Origin of the sequence: Streptomyces silaceus, from assembly GCF_001419745.1 — a bacterium.
Classification (GTDB): Bacteria; Actinomycetota; Actinomycetes; order Streptomycetales; family Streptomycetaceae; genus Streptomyces; species Streptomyces silaceus.
Map to the genome: position 1 here is coordinate 1 of NZ_LIRJ01000038.1, position 18,771 is coordinate 18,771.

The 18,771-nt window shown below is 73.7% G+C and carries 17 protein-coding genes; 8 read left to right on the plus strand and 9 right to left on the minus strand.

Annotated features, from left to right (window positions below; genetic code table 11):
- From AOK22_RS41295 to AOK22_RS04395, 5 genes are all read right to left on the minus strand, one after another.
- Positions 1-506 (minus strand): DUF5682 family protein (locus AOK22_RS41295; protein WP_244164692.1); only part of this gene is annotated, 506 nt, incomplete at its 3' end.
- 49 nt (positions 507-555) lie between these two features.
- Positions 556-1,731, minus strand: coding sequence for an ATP-binding protein (locus AOK22_RS04380; RefSeq protein ID WP_055697211.1), 1,176 nt, complete (start codon positions 1,729-1,731; stop codon positions 556-558).
- The gene (locus tag AOK22_RS41300; protein ID WP_055697212.1) at positions 1,728-6,620 is read right to left on the minus strand and encodes a hypothetical protein; all 4,893 of its coding nucleotides are present in this window, start codon (positions 6,618-6,620) and stop codon (positions 1,728-1,730) included. Before AOK22_RS41300 ends, AOK22_RS04380 begins: the two co-directional genes overlap by 4 nt.
- On the minus strand, positions 6,617-7,504 hold the full coding sequence (locus AOK22_RS04390; RefSeq protein WP_055697213.1) for a DUF4132 domain-containing protein: 888 nt from the start codon (positions 7,502-7,504) through the stop codon (positions 6,617-6,619). Before AOK22_RS04390 ends, AOK22_RS41300 begins: the two co-directional genes overlap by 4 nt.
- Before the next feature lie 81 nt (positions 7,505-7,585).
- A complete protein-coding gene (locus AOK22_RS04395; RefSeq protein WP_055697214.1) occupies positions 7,586-8,152 on the minus strand; it encodes a DUF6886 family protein in 567 nt (188 codons plus the stop codon).
- 112 nt (positions 8,153-8,264) lie between these two features.
- Here AOK22_RS04395 and AOK22_RS04400 point away from each other — a divergent pair, with 112 nt between their 5' ends.
- The 4 genes from AOK22_RS04400 to AOK22_RS04415 all read left to right on the plus strand — a co-directional run bounded on the left by AOK22_RS04400 (position 8,265) and on the right by AOK22_RS04415 (position 11,050).
- Positions 8,265-8,609: a DUF6479 family protein gene (locus AOK22_RS04400; RefSeq protein ID WP_063795193.1), complete on the plus strand. Its 345-nt coding sequence runs from the start codon at positions 8,265-8,267 to the stop codon at positions 8,607-8,609.
- 76 nt (positions 8,610-8,685) lie between these two features.
- Positions 8,686-9,069 (plus strand): VOC family protein, encoded by a 384-nt coding sequence (locus AOK22_RS04405; protein WP_055697215.1) that lies wholly within the window; start codon positions 8,686-8,688, stop codon positions 9,067-9,069.
- Between the two features lie 280 nt (positions 9,070-9,349).
- On the plus strand, positions 9,350-10,045 hold the full coding sequence (locus AOK22_RS04410) for a hypothetical protein (RefSeq protein ID WP_055697216.1): 696 nt from the start codon (positions 9,350-9,352) through the stop codon (positions 10,043-10,045).
- A 15-nt stretch (positions 10,046-10,060) separates the two neighbouring features.
- Positions 10,061-11,050, plus strand: a complete 990-nt coding sequence (locus AOK22_RS04415; RefSeq protein ID WP_157872175.1) for a transporter substrate-binding domain-containing protein — start codon at positions 10,061-10,063, stop codon at positions 11,048-11,050.
- A gap of 120 nt (positions 11,051-11,170) precedes the next feature.
- Here AOK22_RS04415 and AOK22_RS04420 read toward each other — a convergent pair whose 3' ends face one another.
- Together AOK22_RS04420 and AOK22_RS04425 are read right to left on the minus strand one after the other, a co-directional pair.
- A complete protein-coding gene (locus AOK22_RS04420; protein ID WP_055697218.1) occupies positions 11,171-11,908 on the minus strand; it encodes an ABC transporter permease in 738 nt (245 codons plus the stop codon).
- Positions 11,909-11,910: 2 nt separating this feature from the next.
- Positions 11,911-12,834, minus strand: coding sequence for an ATP-binding cassette domain-containing protein (locus AOK22_RS04425; RefSeq protein ID WP_055697224.1), 924 nt, complete (start codon positions 12,832-12,834; stop codon positions 11,911-11,913).
- Between the two features lie 109 nt (positions 12,835-12,943).
- Here AOK22_RS04425 and AOK22_RS04430 point away from each other — a divergent pair, with 109 nt between their 5' ends.
- Together AOK22_RS04430 and AOK22_RS04435 are read left to right on the plus strand one after the other, a co-directional pair.
- A complete protein-coding gene (locus tag AOK22_RS04430; RefSeq protein WP_063795194.1) occupies positions 12,944-14,014 on the plus strand; it encodes a histidine kinase dimerization/phosphoacceptor domain-containing protein in 1,071 nt (356 codons plus the stop codon).
- A gap of 5 nt (positions 14,015-14,019) precedes the next feature.
- Entirely contained in the window at positions 14,020-14,679 is a 660-nt protein-coding gene (locus AOK22_RS04435; protein WP_055697225.1) for a response regulator transcription factor, read from the plus strand.
- Positions 14,680-15,086: 407 nt separating this feature from the next.
- Here the strand turns inward: AOK22_RS04435 and AOK22_RS04440 are convergent, their stop codons facing one another.
- Positions 15,087-16,166, minus strand: a complete 1,080-nt coding sequence (locus tag AOK22_RS04440) for an NADH:flavin oxidoreductase/NADH oxidase (protein ID WP_055697220.1) — start codon at positions 16,164-16,166, stop codon at positions 15,087-15,089.
- A gap of 228 nt (positions 16,167-16,394) precedes the next feature.
- Between AOK22_RS04440 and AOK22_RS04445 the strand changes: the two genes are divergently transcribed.
- Positions 16,395-16,769, plus strand: a complete 375-nt coding sequence (locus AOK22_RS04445; RefSeq protein ID WP_055697221.1) for an ArsR/SmtB family transcription factor — start codon at positions 16,395-16,397, stop codon at positions 16,767-16,769.
- Between the two features lie 68 nt (positions 16,770-16,837).
- On the opposite strand, the gene AOK22_RS04450 is transcribed toward AOK22_RS04445, so the two are convergent.
- Entirely contained in the window at positions 16,838-18,205 is a 1,368-nt protein-coding gene (locus AOK22_RS04450) for an FAD-dependent oxidoreductase (RefSeq protein ID WP_055697222.1), read from the minus strand.
- A 151-nt stretch (positions 18,206-18,356) separates the two neighbouring features.
- Here AOK22_RS04450 and AOK22_RS42505 point away from each other — a divergent pair.
- On the plus strand, positions 18,357-18,771 hold a 415-nt coding region (locus tag AOK22_RS42505; RefSeq protein ID WP_244164693.1), incomplete at its 3' end, for a DUF6214 family protein.

Below are 18,771 nucleotides of genomic sequence, written 5' to 3' on the forward strand. Positions count from 1 at the left end.
GACGGGGACGGGGACGGGGACGGTGACTCCAGTGGGGCGGTGGAGGGTGCGTCAAGGACGGCGGAGGGCGCGTCGCCGTCGAGGGCGGAGGGCTCGTCGTCGGCGAGGACGGCGGGCTCGTCGTCGACCCGACCCCGCGCCGACTCCCGCTCCGCCAGCGGAAGATCGAACGGCACCACCGGCACCCCCGCCTCCCGCGCCCAGCGGATCGCCGCCAGTTCCGGCGAGAACTCCGCGAACGGCAGGAAGACGAGCCCACCCGCCTCACCACTGCCCGCCAGCGCCACCGGCGGCACGGTCGCCGGATCCCCGAGGTGCTCCAGCCACTGCGCGAACTCCTCGGGCAGCTCCACGAGCAGTACCTCGGGGTCCGCCGCCGCCAGCATCTCGGGCAGCGCGGCGGCCAGCGCGGGGGAGTGGTGCCGCACCCCGATCAGGAACGGCGCGCGGCACCCGGCCAACTCGGCGAGCACCGTCTCCGGCCCGGTCTCCTCAGCCACTGCCATGGTCACTGCCGCCGACCCCGGCTCGACCGCCTCCCTCGAAGCAGCCCCCTCATCCGAGGTCATCACGCAGCTCCCACAGCGTCCGCCACAGCCCCGCACCGCTCTCCGCGCGCCGACGCACCGGGCCGTCCCAGTAGCCGAGCAGCCGCGCGTGGTCGGCGGGGTCGTCCTTGCGTACAGTGCCGAGCAAGTGGCCCGGCAGCGTCCGCACGACGTCCCGGCCGTCCCCGAGATACGCGGCGCCGATCCCCATGGACGTGGCCACCTGCACCGCCTCCGCCGTCGACATGACCGTCGAGGGCCGCTCGACCTCCCAGCCCTCGGCGCTGCGCCCGGAGCGCAGATCACGGAAGGCGGTGACCAGCGCTTCGAGGACCGTGTCGTCCACCGAGAAGGCGGCACCCGAGCGGGCGAGGGCCGCCGTGGCCTGGCGCCGCACGAGGTCCGTCTCGGCGGCCAGGTCGCCGATCGGGCCGACCGTCTCGAAGTTGAACCGCCGCTTGAGGGCGGCGGACATCTCGGAGACGCCCCGGTCGCGGAGGTTGGCCGTGGCGATGAGAGTGAAGCCGGGCACCGCGTGCACCGTGCCGTCCTCGCCCTCCTGGCCCGTCAACTCCGGTACGGCGATGCGCCGTTCGGACAGGAGCGAGACCAGGGAGTCCTGCACCTCGGGCAGGCACCGGGTGACCTCCTCGACCCGGGCCACCGCGCCCCGCGCCATCGCGGTGAGCACCGGCGAGGGGACGAGGGCCTCGCGGCTGGGACCCTTGGCGAGGAGCATCGCGTAGTTCCAGCCGTAGCGCAGCTGGTCCTCCGTGGTGCCCGCGGTGCCCTGCACGGTGAGCGCGCTGGTGCCGCACACGGCAGCGGCCAGCAGCTCCGACAGCATCGACTTGGCGGTGCCGGGCTCGCCCACGAGCAGCAGCCCGCGCTCGCCCGCGAGCGTCACCACACAGCGCTCCACGAGCTGCCGGTCGCCCACGAACTTCCGGCTCACCGCGAGCGCCCGCCCCGCGCCGTCACGCAGCTCCTCGCCGTCCGAACCGCAGACGAACGTCACCACCGCGCGCGGGGTCAGCCGCCAGCCGGGCGGCCGCGGCCCCTCGTCGTACGCGGCCAGGAACTCCAGCTCCCGCGCGTAACGGTCCTCGGGCAGCTCCATCTGCCGCCCCGTCTGCCCCGCACCCATGGTCCGTCCGTCCTGCTCCGTCTGCCGGCCCGTCATCGCCTGCCTCCCCTGCGGCCGCCCCGCTCCTTGAACTCCTCGTAGCCCGGACCGTCGCCGTCGACGACCCGCTGCCACGCCCGCGCGTACAGCTCGGGCACCGGGCGGTCCGGCACCTCGAAGCGGCCGTTCGGCTCCGGCATGAGCGGGATCTTCCAGCTCTCCACGGGCAGGTACGGCGACTTGCGCTCGATCCAGCCGCCGGGGAGGAAGAGGGAGCGGCCCGCGCGGTACCGCTTGGCCTCCACCACCAGCTCCGTCGCGGTCAGTTCGGCACGGGCCTTCTTCAGGCGGGCCGGCTTCCAGCCCGTCCACGCCGCCTGACGGCGGTCCGTCGGGTCGGGCAGCGCTAGCAGCATCAGATAGATCACCGCCGCGTCCTCGGAGAGCCCGAACCGCTCCACCGCCGCCGCGACGACCTCCGGTGCGCCGATCAGCGGATGCTGCGCGGCCCCCGCCGGACCGTCGGCGGTGAGCAGCGCCTCGAACTCCTCGCCGACCAGCGTCCGCAGGGCCCGCAGGGCGTCGCTGTTCCCGGCGAGCCCGGTCAGGAGCATCAGCGCCGGATGATCCGAGCCGCCCTGCTCCTGACCGGGCAGCAGCGCCTCGGGGCGCACCCACACCGCGTCCCACTCGGCGCGGTGCTGCATCGGTGCGAGGACGAGCGCGGGGCCCGCCTCGACCAGGTCGCGGTCGTCCGCCCCGCCGCGCGGGGCGAGACCGAAGGCCTCCCGCACGCGGGCGCCGGTCGCCTTGCCGTCCGTGCCCCAGCTCACCCGCAGGTCGAGCAGGAGACCCGGGTCGGCGAGCCGCTCCCGCAGGATCCGCAGGGTCTCCGGCAGCACGGCGCGCAGCGGATCGCCGTACGGCAGGCGGTAGGCCAGCCAGCTCAGCATGTTCACGTACGCAGGCAGATCGCCGCCCTTGAGCAGTGCCTCGGGATCCTCCGGCCGCAGGGTGTCGCCGAGCTTCTGCTCGGTGCGGCCGGTCAGCTCGGGACGGGTCTCGGGGTTGAGCACATGGTCGAGAATGGGGCCGGGGCCGATCTCCGCGACGGCCTGGGCGATCAGCTCGGGCGGGGCGACGCGGTGCCTGCCGCGGGCCGAGAGCCACAGCTCGGCGGCGTCGTCCAGGCCGAAGCCGGTGGTCCACAACTCCCCGACGCGCTCGGGGGCGAGAGGTACGAGGGCCGCCGCGAACGCCTGGCGCTGGGCGAGCGGCAGATCGTGCAGCGCGCCCCGCGCCGCCATGGCCTCGGCGCTCTTGGCACCCAGCGGCTTCAGGAGCTCGGCGGGGAGCAGTCCGTCCCTGCCGTACCCCTGGAGACCCGGCAGGCCGAGCAGCAGCAGCGCCCCGGCCACCGGGCTCACCCCGACGCGCTCGGCGAACTCCACCGCCTGCTCCGGGCGGTAGGGCAGCGCGCCCCGCTCCCGCACCAGCGCGACGAGCCGTCGCAGCGCGGGCGCCCGGCGCGGGTCCGCCTCGGAGCCGTACACGAGGGAGGAGGTGAGGGCGAAGCCGTCCCAGGCGCCGAAGGCTCCGGCCGGGTCGTACTCGATGCCGTTCCAGAACGCGTCGTCGCCCTCCACCCGCAGGCACGACACGATCAGCATGCGCCGCGCCCCGTCGACCAAGACCTCGCCCAGCCGCTCGGGGCGGGCCTTGTAGGACGTCTTGAGCTCCACCGTGCGCAGGCGTCCGCGCGGGTCGACCAGCACCGCGTCCTCGCCGGCCCGCACCTGGAGCACCGCGTCGAGGAGCTCCAGGAGGGCGGCCCGGTGGGCGTCGTCCGTCGACGGCGCGGCGGCCCGCAGACCGAGCGCCACCGTCCCGGCCCCGGTGAGCGTCGGCCAGGCCACGGCCGTGTCGGACAGCTTCATCGTGCCGGCGGGCACGTCGGGGCCCAAGGCGCGGCCCAGCGCCGCGAGTTGCTCGATCGCGGTGGTGGACTGGTCGCCGCGGCCGTAGTAGCGGTACGAGCCGTAGAAGTGCTGCGTCCCCGTCAGGCCCGCCGCCGCCTCGCGCAGCACGCTGTCGAACGCGTGCCGGACGCGGGACGCGGCGTCCTGCCGGGCGTCACCCCGCTGCCGCGCCCGCTCGGCGAGGACGTCGATGCGCTTGGCGCAGCGCGCGGTCTCCTCGAGGAGACCGGCCACGCCCAGGGCGAGTGCCTCGTCGGTGACGGCGGGCAGCAGCCGCGCCACGGCGAAGCGGGCGCTCTGGCCGCCCTGGACGGCGGCCAGCAGGGCCGCCGCGTCCGCGTCGGTCACCGCGCGCAGCGCCTCGGAGCCGCGCTCGTCGCGCGGCCGCAGCGCGTGCCAGTACCAGAGAGGCGGCACGAAACGGGTGCCCGCCGCGTGGGCGCTGCCCCGGTCGCCGATCTGCACCTGGGCGACGGCCATGCCGTCCGCGTCCCGCAGCTCGATCACCGCTTGGTTCCAGCCGAGCCGCACCGGGTGGAGCACCGATCCGGCGGGCAGCCGCAGGGGCGCGGCGGGGATGCCGTCCGTCGTCGCGGGGCCGCGGCTGCCGTCCACGGAACAGGCCGTACGGGAATCGGACTTCTCGTCCCGGGTCACCCACCAGCCGAGCAGCCCGTCCTTGCTGCCGAACGGCGAGCCCTCCAGGCCCGTCTGCACGGGCAGCAGCCGGCAGTGCTGCTCGTCCAGGCGCACGCCCGGACCGGCTCCGGCGAGGGCCGAGTCGAAGAACGCGGGTACGGAGGCACGGCCGCGGCGCGCGGTCGCGGGGTCGTACTCGTGCCACCGCCCCTCGTGCAGCACCCAGTGGGAGACGCCGTCCGAGGCGATAGCGCGGCGCAGCTCGGCGAAGGCGGTGTCCCCGGCGTGCACCGGCCGCCCGCCGAAGCAGCGGCTGCCGTCCGGGAGCGCCAACGACACCGTGCCCGTGTCGTACCAACTGTCCTGGAGACCGGTCGGCTTGAAGACGTCCGCGGGACTGCCCGACCACACGGCCCGCCGGTCGTTGCCGTAACCCGACGCGATCAGCCACTGGCCGTCGACGAACCGGACCGTCGGCTCGCCGTGCCCCGAGGTCTTCGTGGGCAGGGTCAGCGAACGCTGGTCCAGGATGCCTTCGGGCCCGGCGAGCGCCACCCGCGTGCCGACCCGCACGATCAGCGCGGGCCAGGCGTCGGCGGACCTGTACCACTGGTTGCCCAGGTGGGGCCGGTAATGCTGTCCGGCCGCCATCTTGTTCACGTCGCCGAGCGTGCCGAGCGCCTCTTCCAGCGCGGGCCAGCCCAACTCGTCGAAGATACCCGTCCGCAGCGTCCGGGCCAGGACCGGCGCCGGGTCGAAGGACACGATCCGCTCCACCGCGTCCGGCGCGATGGCGAGGACGGCGGGCTTGGAGAACCGCGTCACGTCCCGCAGCAGCGTGTCCAGACGCGGCAGCCCGAGGGGCCGGTCGAGCTCCGCGGCGCGGTGCGCGAGCCAGTCCGCGATGGCCGTGCGCAGCGCGGGGTGCTCCGCGGCCCGCTCCAGCCGCGCCGAGGCCACCGCGCCGGGCCCGTCGGCGGACGACAGGCTCTCCACCCCGGCCCGCAGCAGCGGCGTGAACCGGGCGTCCGCGGTGAGCGCCGCCAGATCCCTGCGCCCCGGGTTGTCGTCCTGCAGCCAGGACTGCAGCTCCAGGGACTGTGCCTCCTTCGGCGGGGTGGCGACCGGCACCCCGGCCGCGAGCGCGGTGTCGAGGAGATCGAGGTCCACCTCGCACCGCCAGCCGCGGTCCACGACGATCCGCACCGGCGTGCCGTCCTCGATCAGCCGTGGCGCGAGCCGCTCCACCAGGGCCAGTTCGGCGGCGAGCCGGTTCGATTCCCGCCAGCCGCGCCGACGGTGTCGCGCCCACGCGCTCAGCCACTCGGCGGCGCTCGCCGACCCCTCCAGGAGCAGCGCGATCGCCCCGCACCGGTCCAGGAGCGCCAGCCAGGCCTCGTCGAAGGACTCCGTGGCGTCGCCCCCGGCGGTCGGCAACAGCGTCAACAGCCGCTGCCGCACGGCCGGATCGGCCTCGGCGAGCTCGGCGAGCGCGGGCAGCGCGGACTTCCAGAAGCTGCCGGCCGCGCGCGTCATCGCGCCCGAGTGGATGATCTCCGCGAGCAGCGAGCGCTCCTCGGCGCGGGCCGTGAGCCCCGCGCTCTTCGCGAGGCGGCGCAGGTCCTCCAGCATTCCGGCGTACGGGGCGATGCCCGCCGCGCAGCGCTGCAGCGACAGCGCCCTGAACTGGTCGTACGCCTCCCGGCCCGACAGCCGCGCCGCGAGCCCCTTGGCGTGCTCGCGCAGCACCTTGCCGCTGAGCGCGCCCGCGCCCGCGAACTCCACGAACACCTCGCGCAGCCGGTCCTCGTCGACCTCCAGCGCATGCCGCTGCTCGGCCGCGCGGGCCTTGCCGAAGTACACCGAGGCGTGCTGGCGGGACTCGGCCGCGAGGAAGAGCCGGGCGACCTGCTCGTAGTACGTCGGCAGGAAGTGCGGCACGGAGCGGTCGAGGCGGTCCCCGATCTCGTCGAAGCCCTCCTTGGCGAGGCCGGGCTTGCTGCCGACGAGCCGGGCGAGGCGCTCCATCTCCTTGACCACGGCGAGCGCGTGCCGGCCGTTCGCCGGGTCGTTCACCAGGGCCCAGGCCGGGAAGCCGAGCGACTGGCGCCGCACCCGCCCGACCGTCGTCGCCGCGCCGGCGCCGAAGCCCAGGTACTCCAGGGAGAGGTCCTCGGCGGGGCCGATCGCCTCCGGCACCAGACGCACCACCGTGCGTCCTTCGAGCACCGGGTGCTCGTACGCCCGCGCGGTGAGCGGGTCCCCGGCGGCGCCGTCCCCGGCCGGCAGTACCGCGCCGGCCTCCAGCAGCTGCGCTTCCGTGCTCACAGGTCCACCCCGTCCTCGTCGTGCTCGCTCTTGGCCACGCGTCCCGCGTGGATGAGGGCGGCCATGCGGACGCCCTCCGACCAGGCCACCGGCCCCACTTCGCCGAGCGGGATCCGGCGCCCGCCCGCGGCCCGCCACTCCAGGCCGCCCGTGTACGCCTCGCTCTCGGGGTAGTCGTCACCCAGCCAGTACGCCGCCTCCAGCGCGCGGCCGTCCTCCGTCAGCGGGCACACCGCGTAACCCCCGCGCACGCGGTAGCCGTACGACCCCGCGCGGGCGGTCGCGTGGCGCAGCTCCTCGAACTTGGCGTTGGCGTACGCCCCCCACTCCAGCGCCGCGCCGTCGATGTCGTCCGGGCGCGGCCACACCTCGCGGAACAGCTGGTCGAGGCCCTGCTCGACGCCCAGCTCCGTGGCGAACTCCCGCATATCGGCGAGGTCGTCGAGGAGCACCGGGTGCGGGATCAGCACCTGCTCGGCGTCCAGCCGCACCGAGTCGCCGTCGAGATCGACGATGCCGAGGCCCCGCTCTGGGTCGGCGTCCCGCAGGAACCCGGCGCGTTCGGTGTCGGCGCCGCCGTCGGCGCCGACCGGCGCCACGACCAGGTCCCGCAGCGCCCCCTGCCAGGCCGCGTCGGGCCAGACCCGGGCGAGCAGCGCCGCGGGCACGGGGAGTGAGCGCACCAGCCAGGTGTCCACCTGTGCCCGGCACTCCCGCTCGTGCCGCTCCAGCCACTCGGCGAGCTGGCGCAGGCGCACCACCTCGGCGTCGTCGCGCAATTTCGCGGGGACCTGCTTCAGCGTGCGCCCCGCGGCGTTCCTGCACAGCACCCGGGTGCCGTCCAGGGTCACCGCGTACCCGCCCGCCGTCTCGACCCAGCTCATGACAGGACCCCTCCCAGACCTCCTGCTTTCCATGTCGATCACAGTAGGTGAGGGGTCTGACAATCCGTCTCCGGGCCGGAATCAGGGGGCGGGAGCGGGGTCGGAGGCGCGGTCCGACGGCGGAGCGGCGTTGCGCAGCCGGATGCCGCTGAAGCCGAGACCGCTCGCGGTGACGGCGTCCCAGAACTCCCGGAGGTCGTTGACGAACCGGAGCTGGATGTCGGCCTCGCGATGCAGGGCGAGAAGGCCGGTGACGGGTTCGGGCGGGCCGAGCGGCGTCACGCTCCGCGTCGCGACCCAGGCGTGCGGCTCGGGCCCGCCGAAGGGCGCGAACTCGGCGGCGGGCAGCCGGTACGCGTAGAGCCGGGCGGTCAGGAAGCGTTCGGCCCAGGCGTACTCGACGGCGTGCACCCGCCGTTCGCGCCCCGCGCCGAGAACGGCGCGGCGGTCCGCGGCGGAGGTCGTGGGGGTGACCCAGGCCATGGCACGCGGGCACTGCCGCGGGAACCAGTACGAGGGGGAGTTCGCGGCGTCGACGGCCCAGACGTACGGCTCGCGCTGCCGGGCGGTGGCGGCGACGTGCGGGTGGAACACGGTGATGGACGGGTCCTCGGAGAAGTGCAGCACTTCTCCCGGGTTCGGCTTCATCGGGGCATCGTCCCCGGGCGGGGCTCGGTACCGCACGGGCTTTACGTGTGCCCCCGAGCCCCTTGCCGGAGCTCACCGCTTTTGGTGAGCGCTGCGCGGGTACCCGGCGCGCATGACTGATCTCAGCGTGGGACAACTGACGGTTCTCGGTGCGGGACAACCGACGGCCTCGACGGCCCTGGGCGGGCTCGCGCCGTTCCTGGCCGGTCTGGGGGTGGCCGTACTGCTGGTCTGGGCGGTGTGGTTCGGGATCCGTGTACGCCGCAGGGAACAGCCGCCGCCGAGGCCGCAGGACCAGCCGCGGCTGCCGCCCGACGGACCCGTCGGGGACGTCCTGGAGAACCGCGAGCCGGACGAAGTGCCGCGTGACGGCGGCCGGTTGACGCCGCACCGTCTGAAGGGTTCGGGCAACATGGCCTCCCGGCGTGCCGGGGACCAGCGGCGCAGGAGGCGGTGAGGCCCCCGGGGTGTGGCCGGTGCCCGGAAACCGGGCCCCGCCGTTTGGGTGCCCGGCCGCAGGGCACCCGCCCGTCATGACCGTAGACAAGAACGCCGTGCTCGTCCTGGACTGTTCGGAGCCCGAGCGGCTCGCCGAGTTCTACGCGGGGCTGCTCGGCGGGGACGTCCGGTTGAGCAAGGACCCCGACTACGTGGAGATCACGAACGACAGCGGGGTCTGCCTGGCCGTGCACCGGGAGCGCGACTACATCCCGCCGAGCTGGCCCCGCCCCGAGGACTCGCAGCAGGCGCATCTGCGCATCCTGGTGGCCCGTGACGACATGGACGAGGCGGAGCGCGAGGCGGTCGGCCTCGGGGCGCGGCCCGTGGACACCAAGGACAACAGCGGGCCGCGGGACACCCGTACGTATTCCGACCCGGCGGGCCACTCCTTCACGCTGGCCGCCATCCCGGAGTGAGGCCGTCGGTCCTCCCGGAAGTGAGGTCCTCAGCCCCCCGGAGTGAGACCGTCTGCCTCCCCTTCGCCTTCCCTCCACCAGGCCTCCCAGTAGGGAGGCCTCTGGGTAAGACGACCTCTTCGTAAGAAGTCGCCCCGCAGGAACCGAACCCGGGCGAACCCTTCTGGATACGCCCCCAGCGGAACTCCCCGGGGGCATACGCACGTTGAGGTCCATCCCGTCACCCTCTGTGGCATCCTTTCCGTCCACACGTATCTCGTGCGCGGGGAGGTGGCGCCACTTGGTCGCGCGGTCGAAACCCCTTCTGCCGGGCGGTGGCCCGGCACGGGAGAGCGGGACGGACCCGGGAGGCGGGACGCCGGACCCCGAGGGCCGGCGCTACTTCGCGGTGCTCTTCCTCGTGCATCTCGTCGTCATGGTGGCCCTGATCGCCTTCGCCGTCATCGGCGACTCGGCGACCGCGCTGACGGTCGCCGGGGGCGGCTTCATCGCGTACGTGTCCGCCGCCATGACGTTCTTCGCGCGCCGCGACGAACGGCAGGAGGTCACGCAGCACCTGCTCACGTTCCTGGCCGCGTTCTTCGTCGCGGCGGTCGCCGGGGCCATCCTGTGGTGGGTGTCGGCGGCGCAGCCCGACGACGTCCTGGGCGACGCGCACCTGAAGGGCCGCACCGTGGGCGCGGGGGCGACGGCCGGTCTGGTCGTGGACCGGGACCCGGGCGGCAACGACGAGTTGACGGTGACGTTCGCCGCGAAGGACGACGCGGCGGGGAAGACCCCGTGCCTGCGCATGGGCATGCTGAGCTTCCAGGGCGGGGACATCGAGAGGGCCGACCCGGTCCCCCTGGAGAAGACGGTCACCACCACCCTGCGGCTCGACGATCCGGGCCCCGAGGTGACGGTCGACATCCAGCTCGTCGGCGACGCCGACTGCCGGGTCGAACTCACGCTCACGAAGGCGGAGTACCGCCGGTAGCCCAAGGAGAGTGCCATGCCCCGCAGAATGCCGTCAGCAGCCCGCCGGGCATCCCGCGTGCGCCTCGTCACCGCCGCGTGCCTGTCCGCCCTCGCCCTGGCCGCGTGCAGCGGCGGGGGCACCGAGGAGCGGGCGGCCGGCGAGGGCCCGACCCGTACGGACGGCAAAGGCGCCGACACCGGGAAGTCCCTCTTCGACAAGAAGACGCTCAACGTCGCGGTGAAGAAGGGGCAGCCGGGGTTCAGCACGCGCAGCGAGGAGGAGGACGATTTCGCGGGGTTCGAGGCGCAGCTGGTGCAGTTCCTCAGCACGGACCTGCACTTCAAGGCCGCGGACTGGGACGTCCAGTCGCGCAACCGCGAGAAGGTGCTGACCGAGCGGAGCATGGACCTGGTGGTGGCCACGTACTCCATCACCGCGCCCCGCGACCGGGAGGTCGACTTCACGGCGCCCTATCTCAAGACCTACCAAGGGGTGCTGGTCCGCAAGAAGGAGAACGGCATCAAGAGGCTCGCGGACGTCGACGGCAAACGGGTCTGCAGCGTGCGCGGTTCCACGGGTGACCCCGAGAGCGAGCGGGACGCGAAGGCGAAGAAGGCGGTGCGCGACGCGCTGGGCCCGAACGTGGTGGCCGAGCTCCGCAACAGCTACAAGTCCTGTGTGAAGGAGCTGACGCGGGGCAACTTCAGCGCGGTCTGGACGGACAAGATCATCCTGGAGGGGTTCGCGCAGGACCCCCGCTACCACGACGACGTCAAGGTGGTCCGGAACATCACCGTCAAGAAGAAGCAGTTCTACGGCGTCGGCCTGCGCGAGGGCCACGAGGCGGACTGCCGCCGCCTGAACGATGCCCTGAAACGCTTCCTCGACACCCAGTGGGCACTCGCCTTCCGCGCGCACTTCCCGAGCATCACGGAACGCGTGGCGGGCTACGAACAGCAGTACAAGCCCACGGACGACGAGTTCGAGGCGCTGGCCAAGACGTCGTGCGGGGCGGGTGAGTAGGCAGTAGGGCTGGGCGGACGGACGGGCGGACGGACGGGCGGACGGACGGGCGGCCGGGCGCGCAGCCGCCCGTCCGAGGACCGTGCCCGTCCGGCGCGACGCGTCCCGCGCCCCCGCGCCCTACGCGTCCCTCCGCCGCAGCGACCACCACCCCGCCAGTACCGCCGTGCCCGTCCACAGGGCCGTCACTCCGAGGCCCGCCCACGGGGGCAGGTCGCTCGGGGGGTTCGCGTACAGGACCTGTTGGCCCGCGCGGTCCGGGAGGTAGTCCGCCAGCGAGCCCGAGGTCTCGCCCAGGACCATCGAGACGATCAGGATGAACGGGATCAGGATGCTCAGCACGGCCAGGCCGCTGCGCAGGACCGCTGTGAGGCCGGCCGCGAAGAGGGCCATCAGCGCGAGGTAGACGGCGCCGCCCAGGCAGGCGCGCAGCGCGTCCGCGTCGCCCAGGGTCAGTGCCGCGTCGCCCAGGAAGGCGCTGCCGCCCAGGAACGACACGAACGTCGTGACCAGTCCCATCGCCAGGGCGAGGCCCGCCACGTTCGCGAGCTTGGCCGCGTAGAACAGGCCCCGGTTCGGCACCGCCGTCAGGGACGCGCGGATGGCGCCGCCCTGGTACTCGGTGGACATGGCCATCGTGCCGAAGGAGATCGCCGCGATCTGGCCGAGGTTGAGGCCGAGGAACACGGAGAAGAGGGCGTCGAAGTCGGCGCTGTCCGCCTCGGAGTCAGCGGTCGCCGCGTTGGCCGCGACGGCGAAGCCGGCCGTCAGCAGGAACACGGCGAGCAGCGACCACGCGGTGCCGCGCAGCGTCCTGATCTTGATCCACTCGGAGCGGAGTACGGCTGCGGTGGACATGGTCAGGCCTCCTGCGGGGCTCGTGCGGAGAATTCCGTGGCGGACGCGGTGAGATCGAGGTAGGCCTGCTCCAACGTGGCTTCTTCGGCGGCGAGTTCGAGGAGGACGATGCCCTCCCGCGCCGCCAGCGGGCCGATGACGTCGACCTCGGCACCGTCGATCAGCAGCCGCCCGCCCTCCGCCTCGACGGGCGCGTGGCCGTGGCGCACCAGTACCTCCCGCAGCCGTGCCGGTTCCGTCGTGCGGACGCGGACACGCGGGGTGGCGCGGGCCGCGATGAAGTCCTTCGTCGACGTGTCCGCCAGCAGCCTGCCCTTGCCCAGGACGATCAGATGGTCCGCGAACGAGGCCGTCTCGCCCATCAGATGACTGGAGACCAGCACGGTGCGGTTCTCCTTCGCGAGACCGCGCAGCAGCTCGCGGATCCAGATGATCCCCTCGGGATCGAGACCGTTCGACGGCTCGTCGAGCAGCAGCACCCGGGGATCGCCGAGCAGGGCAGCGGCGATGCCGAGGCGCTGGCGCATGCCGAGCGAGAACGTCGTGACGCGGCGGGACGTCGCCTTCGCGATGCCGGTCAGTTCGAGGACCTCGTCCACGCGCCGGTCGGGGATGCGGTTGCTCGCGGCGAGAGCCAGAAGGTGACTGCGTGCGGTACGGGACCCGTGCGGAGCCTGCGCGTCCAGCAGCGCGCCGACGTGCCGGAGCGGCTCGTCGAGCTGTGTGAACGGACGCCCGCCGATCGTCGCCGTGCCCGACGTCGGACGGTCCAGGCCGAGGATCAGCCGCATGGTGGTGGACTTGCCCGCGCCGTTGGGCCCCAGGAACCCGGTGACCTGGCCGGGTCGGACGGAGAAGGTGAGGCGGTCGACCGCGTGCACCTCGCCGTAGGCCTTGCTCAGGTCCTTCACTTCGATGGCTGTCATGGTGTCGAGCCTGCCGTTCACGGGGGAGCGACCGCTTCCCCCGGCGGAGGGAAAGTCCTCCCCCACGTGGGGGAGGCAACTCCCGTGCCGCACTGGGATCATGACTCCCATGAGGTGTCTCCAGCGGCTCATGAGGTGCCCGCAGCGGCTGCTGAGGCCGGTGACGAGCGCGGTCACCTACACCCGGTGGCTGCACCTGTTCGTCGGCGCGGTGGCCGCCGTGGTGGTGGTCGGGATCGCCTTCCCGGGTCTGGAGGACCCTCACGCGGGCACCTGGCTGCTGCTGTTCGTGCCGTTTCCGCTGCTCGCACTGGCCGCGCTGATCCCCGGCACGCGGGTCGCCGAGGCGATGCAGGCGCGGTTGCTGCTCTATCCCGGCCCACACGCACCGCATGAATCCGGGCCGTCCGCCCCGCACACACCGCATGAATCCGGGCCGTACACCCCGCACGAGACCTCGCGCCATGCCCCGCGCATCCGCCCGATGCCGGAGATCGCCGGATCACCGTCGGCATCGTGGGGCGACCGGTGGCGGGTCTTCGTATGGCTGGCGCTGCGACTGTGGCTCGGCTTCGGCGTCACCGTCGTCACGCTCAACGGCGTGGTCCTGACTCTCGGGCTGCTGATGCCGTCCCTGTGGCCGCCGTTCGGGCCCGCGCCCATGCTGCTGTCCGGCGGATGGGGCTGGTGGTACCCGCTGCTGGCCCCCGTGTCCGCCGCCGCACTGGTCGCCGTCGTATGGGGCGCGAGGCCCGCCCGCGAGCTGCACGACTCCGTCGGCCACGCGCTCACCATCGCCGTGGTCCAGGCGGGCGCGGCGCGCGCCGCAGGGACGCCCGAGTTCACCGACCGGGCGCTGGCCGCCATCGAGGACACCGGACGCGAGGCCCTCGCCGAACTGGACCGCGTCCTCGGCTTGTTGCGCGAGGACGCCGACCCGACGGCCCGGCGGCCCACACTTGCCCAGGCCGGACGCCTGGTGGACTCCGCACGCGGCGCGGGGGCCGAGTTGGAGGTGCGCAACGAACGGCCACGGGCCGGTGCCGGGCCGTCCGGGAGCGTCGGCAGCGGCTCGGGCCTGCGCGGCCTGCGCGAACGGGCCCTGCTGCTCGGCGGCGCCGCCGTGTTCGGGCTGTCCGACGGCATGTGGCGGGTCCACGTCATCCTGCCGTTACAGTGACCGGCATGCCGATCACCGTTCTGCTCGTCGACGACGACGCGCTCGTACGCGCCGGACTGCGCGCCATCCTGGAGGCGCAGCCCGACATCGAGGTCGTCGGCGAGGCGGCGGACGGTGCGGCCGTCATCCCCCTGGTCGGGAAACTACGGCCGGACGTCGTCGCCATGGACGTGCGCATGCCGCTGATGGACGGCATCGAGGCGACCCGGGCCGTGCTGCGCACCGTCACCGACCCGCCGAAGATCCTCGTCATCACCACGTTCGAGGAGGACGAGTACGTCTACGGTGCGCTGCGCGCCGGCGCCGACGGGTTCCTGCTCAAGCGCGCAAGGCCCACCGAGATCGTGCACGCGGTGCGGATCGTCGCCGAGGGCGAGTCGCTGCTCTTCCCGCCCGCGCTGCGCTCCTTCGCCGCCGCGCACGGCAACGCGTCGGCCCGCACCGCCCTGGAGCAGGCCGCGCTCACCGGCCGCGAGGGCCAGGTGCTGCGGTGCGTCGCGCGCGGCTTGACGAACGCGGAGACGGCGGCCGAGCTGCACCTGGGCACCGAGACGGTGAAGACACACGTCAGCGCGGTGCTGGCGAAGCTCGGCGCACGCGACCGCGTACAGGCCGTGATCACGGCGTACGAGTCGGGCTTCATCACCGCGGGCGCCGACGAGTAGCCCCCCCGCCACGACGGGTAGCCCCCGCCCGGACGGGCTGCGCCCCATCTTGCCGACCACCGGCCACGAGCCGTGCGGCAAGGGGCACTTGAGTGTGTAGTCCGGTGACAGAACCGCGCGCGCCCGCCCCGCTAGCCTCCGTGTGCATCGAGCCCACGACGCGAGACGTGAGGAAGCAGATGAGCGGTGTGCGGGTGTTCCCGGAGGACCGTGCCACGGTGGACCTGGCCGACCCCTGGTTCTTCCGGCGCCACGACCAGTACGCGCTGTGGCGCAGGCTCCGGGCCGAGGACCCGGTGTTCTGGACGGAGCCCGCCGAGGGGCGGCCGGGGTTCTGGTCGCTCACGCGCTTCGACGACGTGCAGCGTGTCTACCGCGACAACCGGCGGTTCACCTCCGAGCGCCCCTCAGACGGACCGGTGGTACTGGTCCGGCACGTGCACCTCGTCGCCGAGCTCGCGCGCGGCGCGGCGTGCCCACGAGGGGTCGCGCAGGAGTTCGCGGCCGAGCAGGACCGCGTCCGCCTCGCCGTTGGCGAGGATCTTCTCCGCCTGCTCCACCTCGGTGATCAGACCGACGGCGGCGACCGGGAGGTCCGTCTCGGCCTTCACCCGGGCCGCGAACGGGACCTGGTAGCCGGGGCCCACGGGGATCCTGACGCCCGCCGCGTTGCCGCCCGTGGACACGTCGAGCAGGTCGACGCCGTGCTCCTTGAGGGTGCGGGCGAAGCGCACGGTGTCGTCCGGCGTCCAGCCCGCCTCCTCCAGCCAGTCGGTGGCGGAGATGCGGAAGAAGAGCGGCTTGTCCTCGGGCCACACGGCCCGCACCGCGTCGACCACTTCGAGGGCGAAGCGGGTGCGGTTCTCGTACGAGCCGCCGTACTCGTCGGTGCGCTTGTTGCTGTGCGGGGAGAGGAACTCGCCGATCAGGTAGCCGTGCGCGCCGTGGATCTCGGCGATGTCGAAGCCCGCGTCCAGCGAACGCCGCGCGGCGGCGGCGAACTGCTCCACGATCTCGTGGATCTGCTCGACGGTGAGCTCCGTCGGCACGGGGTGGCGCTCGTCGAAGGCGACGGCGCTGGGCGCGGACGGCTGCCAGCCGTGCGCGTCGGGGCCGACCGGGCCGCCGCCCTTCCAGGGCCGGTCGGTCGACGCCTTGCGGCCCGCGTGGGCGAGCTGGATCGCGGGCACGGTGCCCTGGCCGCGCAGGAAGTCCGTGATGCGGCGGAAGGCCCGCACCTGTGTGTCGTTCCAGATGCCCAGGTCGTACGGGCTGATGCGGCCCTCGGGGCTGACGGCGGTGGCCTCGACGATGATCAGGCCGGTGCCGCCCGCGGCCCGTGCCGCGTAGTGCGCGAAGTGCCAGTCCTGCGGGGCTCCCGTCTCCGCCCCCTCGGGCGCCGCCGAGTACTGGCACATCGGAGGCATCCAGACCCGGTTGGGGATCGTCAGCGATCGCAGGGTGTAGGGCTCGAACAGCGCGCTCACGGCGGCCTCCCAATCGTCACGGCTGAAGTGCTGCTCGTACGATAGACCTCGTAGTACGGCGAATGTCAAACTACGATGGCTCTCGTACAATGGCGACGGCGATCGGGGGCAGCGCATCGAAGGCGCCGGACCAGGGGCTTCGGATCAGGACTCCGTGGCAGGCCCGCCGCGCCCGGGACGCCGCACGGGGGACACAGGACGAGGGACACAGGACGAAGTGGAGCCGCCATGACGACCGCCGCCGCGACCGGCAGCGCGAGCAGCAGGACGCTCGCCCACCCCGAGCCCGGGGAGATCCGGCTGGAGGGGGTGCTGCACGCCCTGGCCGACCCCATGCGCATGCGGGTGGTGCGGGACCTGGCCCGCGAGGAGGGCGCCGACGGGCTCTCCTGTTCGTACTTCGACCTGCCCGTCACCAAGTCCACCTGCACGCACCACTTCCGCGTGCTGCGCGAGAGCGGTGTGATCCGGCAGATCTACCGGGGCACCACGAAGCTGAACGTGCTGCGCCGCGCCGACCTGGACGTTCTCTTCCCCGGCCTGCTCGACAGCGTCCTCTCCGCGGCCGCCCGCCAGGCGGACCGGCTCGGCGCCGAGGGCTGAGCGACCGCCGCCCGGCGGCCGCGTCCCGACCGTCGCCGTCTCCGGAGACGGCGACCGCGGCCGGCCGATCAGTCCGCCGTGCCCCGTGCGGCCGCCCGCAGCCCCGCCCAGTCCGGGATCTTCACCACGCCCCGCCCGAGCGAGCGCCCGAGTGCCGCCTCCGCCCGCTCGATCGCCAGCCAGCCCGGCCACTCCACGGGCGTCTGCCCGAGCGCCCTGAGCCCGGTCAGCGGATCGGACGGGAGGTTCCCGCGTACGAGGGCGGGGGCGTCGTCGAGCAGGGAGAGCACCGTCTCCTTCGCGCACGGGCGGTTGGTGCCGATGACGCCGGTCGGGCCGCGCTTGATCCACCCGGCCACGTACTCGCCCGGTGACGGCGCCCCGTCGCGCAGCACCCGGCCCGCCGCGTGCGGCACCGTGCCCCGGTCCGGGTCGAACGGCAGCCCCTCCAGGGGCACTCCGCGATAGCCGACCGAGCGCAGGACCAGCTGGGCCGCGACGTCCTCGTACCGCCCCGAACCCGTCACCCCGCCCCGGCCGTCCGGCACCGTGCGCTCGAACCGCACCCCGGCGACCCGCCCCGAGGGACCCGCCGTCAGGGAGACGGGACGCAGGAAGAAGCGCAGCCTGATCCGCCGCGCCAGCCCCCGCGCGGGGCGCTCGGCCCAGCCGCGCAGCACCTCCACGTTGCGGCGGCTCGCGGCGGGCAGCCCCGACGGGTCGGCGTACGCCGGGTCGAGTGCCAACTCCGCCGGATCCACCAGGACTTCGGTGTCCGGGAGCGAGCCGAGCTCCCGCAGCTCCTTCGTGGTGAACCGCGCCTGCGAGGGACCGCGCCGCCCCACCATGTGCACCTCGCGCACCCGGCTGTCCGCGAGGACGCCGAGCGCCGCGTCCGGCATGTCGGTGGGCAGCAGTTCGGAGACACCGCGGGCCAGCATGCGGGCGACGTCCACCGCCACGTTCCCGACGCCGATGACGGCGGCGGACTCCACGCCCCGTACGAAGCCGTCCTGCGCGAAGCCGTCCGTCAGCGCGTCCGGGTGCGCGCTGTACCAGGAGACGAACTCGGTCGCCGAGTGGCTGCCCGGCAGGTCCTCGCCGGGCACCCCGAGCCGGCGGTCCGCTGCGGCGCCGACGCAGTAGACGACCGCGTGGTAGAGATCGAGCAGCCGCTCCGGGGGCAGGCCCCCGGGCCCGATCTCGACGCCGCCGAGGAAGCGGACCCGCTCGTGTTCGAGGACCGTACGCAGGTTGTTCTGCAGGGACTTGATCTTCTCGTGGTCCGGCGCGACGCCGTAGCGGACCAGACCGTAGGGGCAGGGGAGGCGGTCGAGCACGTCGACCCGTACGTCCGGCACCCGATCCTGCTGGACGAGGGTCTGCGCGGCGTACACCCCGCTGGGACCCGATCCGACGACGGCGACGTGCAGCACGTGGCGCTCCCTCCGCGAGACGGACCCGGAACGGTCCCAGGATCGCACCGCGGGGTCGCGCTGTCAGGCGTGTGCGGTGCTCGGGGGAGACCTCCGCGCGCCTGTGCGCGCCGTTCCTGTTCAAATGCGATTGCACGGATAGCGTGCGCTTGTGAGGGATGGCTCATATGTTGACGTTTCTGATCACTATCCTCCAGATGACTCCGTCCGGGTCTGGTCGAGTCAGGAGCTGCGGGGCTACGGCTCCGCGGCGGCGGCCGACTGGCCGGGCGGCGCGCCCGGCGGCGACCTCCCGCCCTGGGTCCACGTCCGGCTGACCTTCGGGGACGGGGCGGCGCTCGACGTCCTCGCCGCGGCGTCCGAGGGCCGGATCGTCGTCGACGACCCGCGCGTCGAGGCCGCTCCCGAACCGCCGCACCCCTGGCCCGGCGACTTCGACGGTTCGTACGGGTACGGCGGATACATCGGGTACGGAGGGTACGACGACCCTCCTCGGGAGGCCGTACCCGCACCCGCACCGGTCCCTTTGGCCGAGCCCGTGCCCCCGCCCCCGCCCGTCGCCACCC

What these genes read in the sequence shown, in the direction of transcription:
- AOK22_RS04430 (WP_063795194.1), top strand. Translation starts at nt 12,944, where the DNA reads ATGAGGTGTCTCCAGCGGCTCATGAGGTGCCCGCAGCGGCTGCTGAGG.
- AOK22_RS04395 (WP_055697214.1), bottom strand. Translation starts at nt 8,152, where the DNA reads ATGAAGCCGAACCCGGGAGAAGTGCTGCACTTCTCCGAGGACCCGTCC.
- AOK22_RS04400 (WP_063795193.1), top strand. Translation starts at nt 8,265, where the DNA reads ATGACTGATCTCAGCGTGGGACAACTGACGGTTCTCGGTGCGGGACAA.
- AOK22_RS04420 (WP_055697218.1), bottom strand. Translation starts at nt 11,908, where the DNA reads ATGTCCACCGCAGCCGTACTCCGCTCCGAGTGGATCAAGATCAGGACG.
- AOK22_RS04390 (WP_055697213.1), bottom strand. Translation starts at nt 7,504, where the DNA reads ATGAGCTGGGTCGAGACGGCGGGCGGGTACGCGGTGACCCTGGACGGC.
- AOK22_RS04435 (WP_055697225.1), top strand. Translation starts at nt 14,020, where the DNA reads ATGCCGATCACCGTTCTGCTCGTCGACGACGACGCGCTCGTACGCGCC.
- AOK22_RS04405 (WP_055697215.1), top strand. Translation starts at nt 8,686, where the DNA reads ATGACCGTAGACAAGAACGCCGTGCTCGTCCTGGACTGTTCGGAGCCC.
- AOK22_RS04380 (WP_055697211.1), bottom strand. Translation starts at nt 1,731, where the DNA reads ATGACGGGCCGGCAGACGGAGCAGGACGGACGGACCATGGGTGCGGGG.
- AOK22_RS04415 (WP_157872175.1), top strand. Translation starts at nt 10,061, where the DNA reads ATGCCCCGCAGAATGCCGTCAGCAGCCCGCCGGGCATCCCGCGTGCGC.
- AOK22_RS04425 (WP_055697224.1), bottom strand. Translation starts at nt 12,834, where the DNA reads ATGACAGCCATCGAAGTGAAGGACCTGAGCAAGGCCTACGGCGAGGTG.
- AOK22_RS04445 (WP_055697221.1), top strand. Translation starts at nt 16,395, where the DNA reads ATGACGACCGCCGCCGCGACCGGCAGCGCGAGCAGCAGGACGCTCGCC.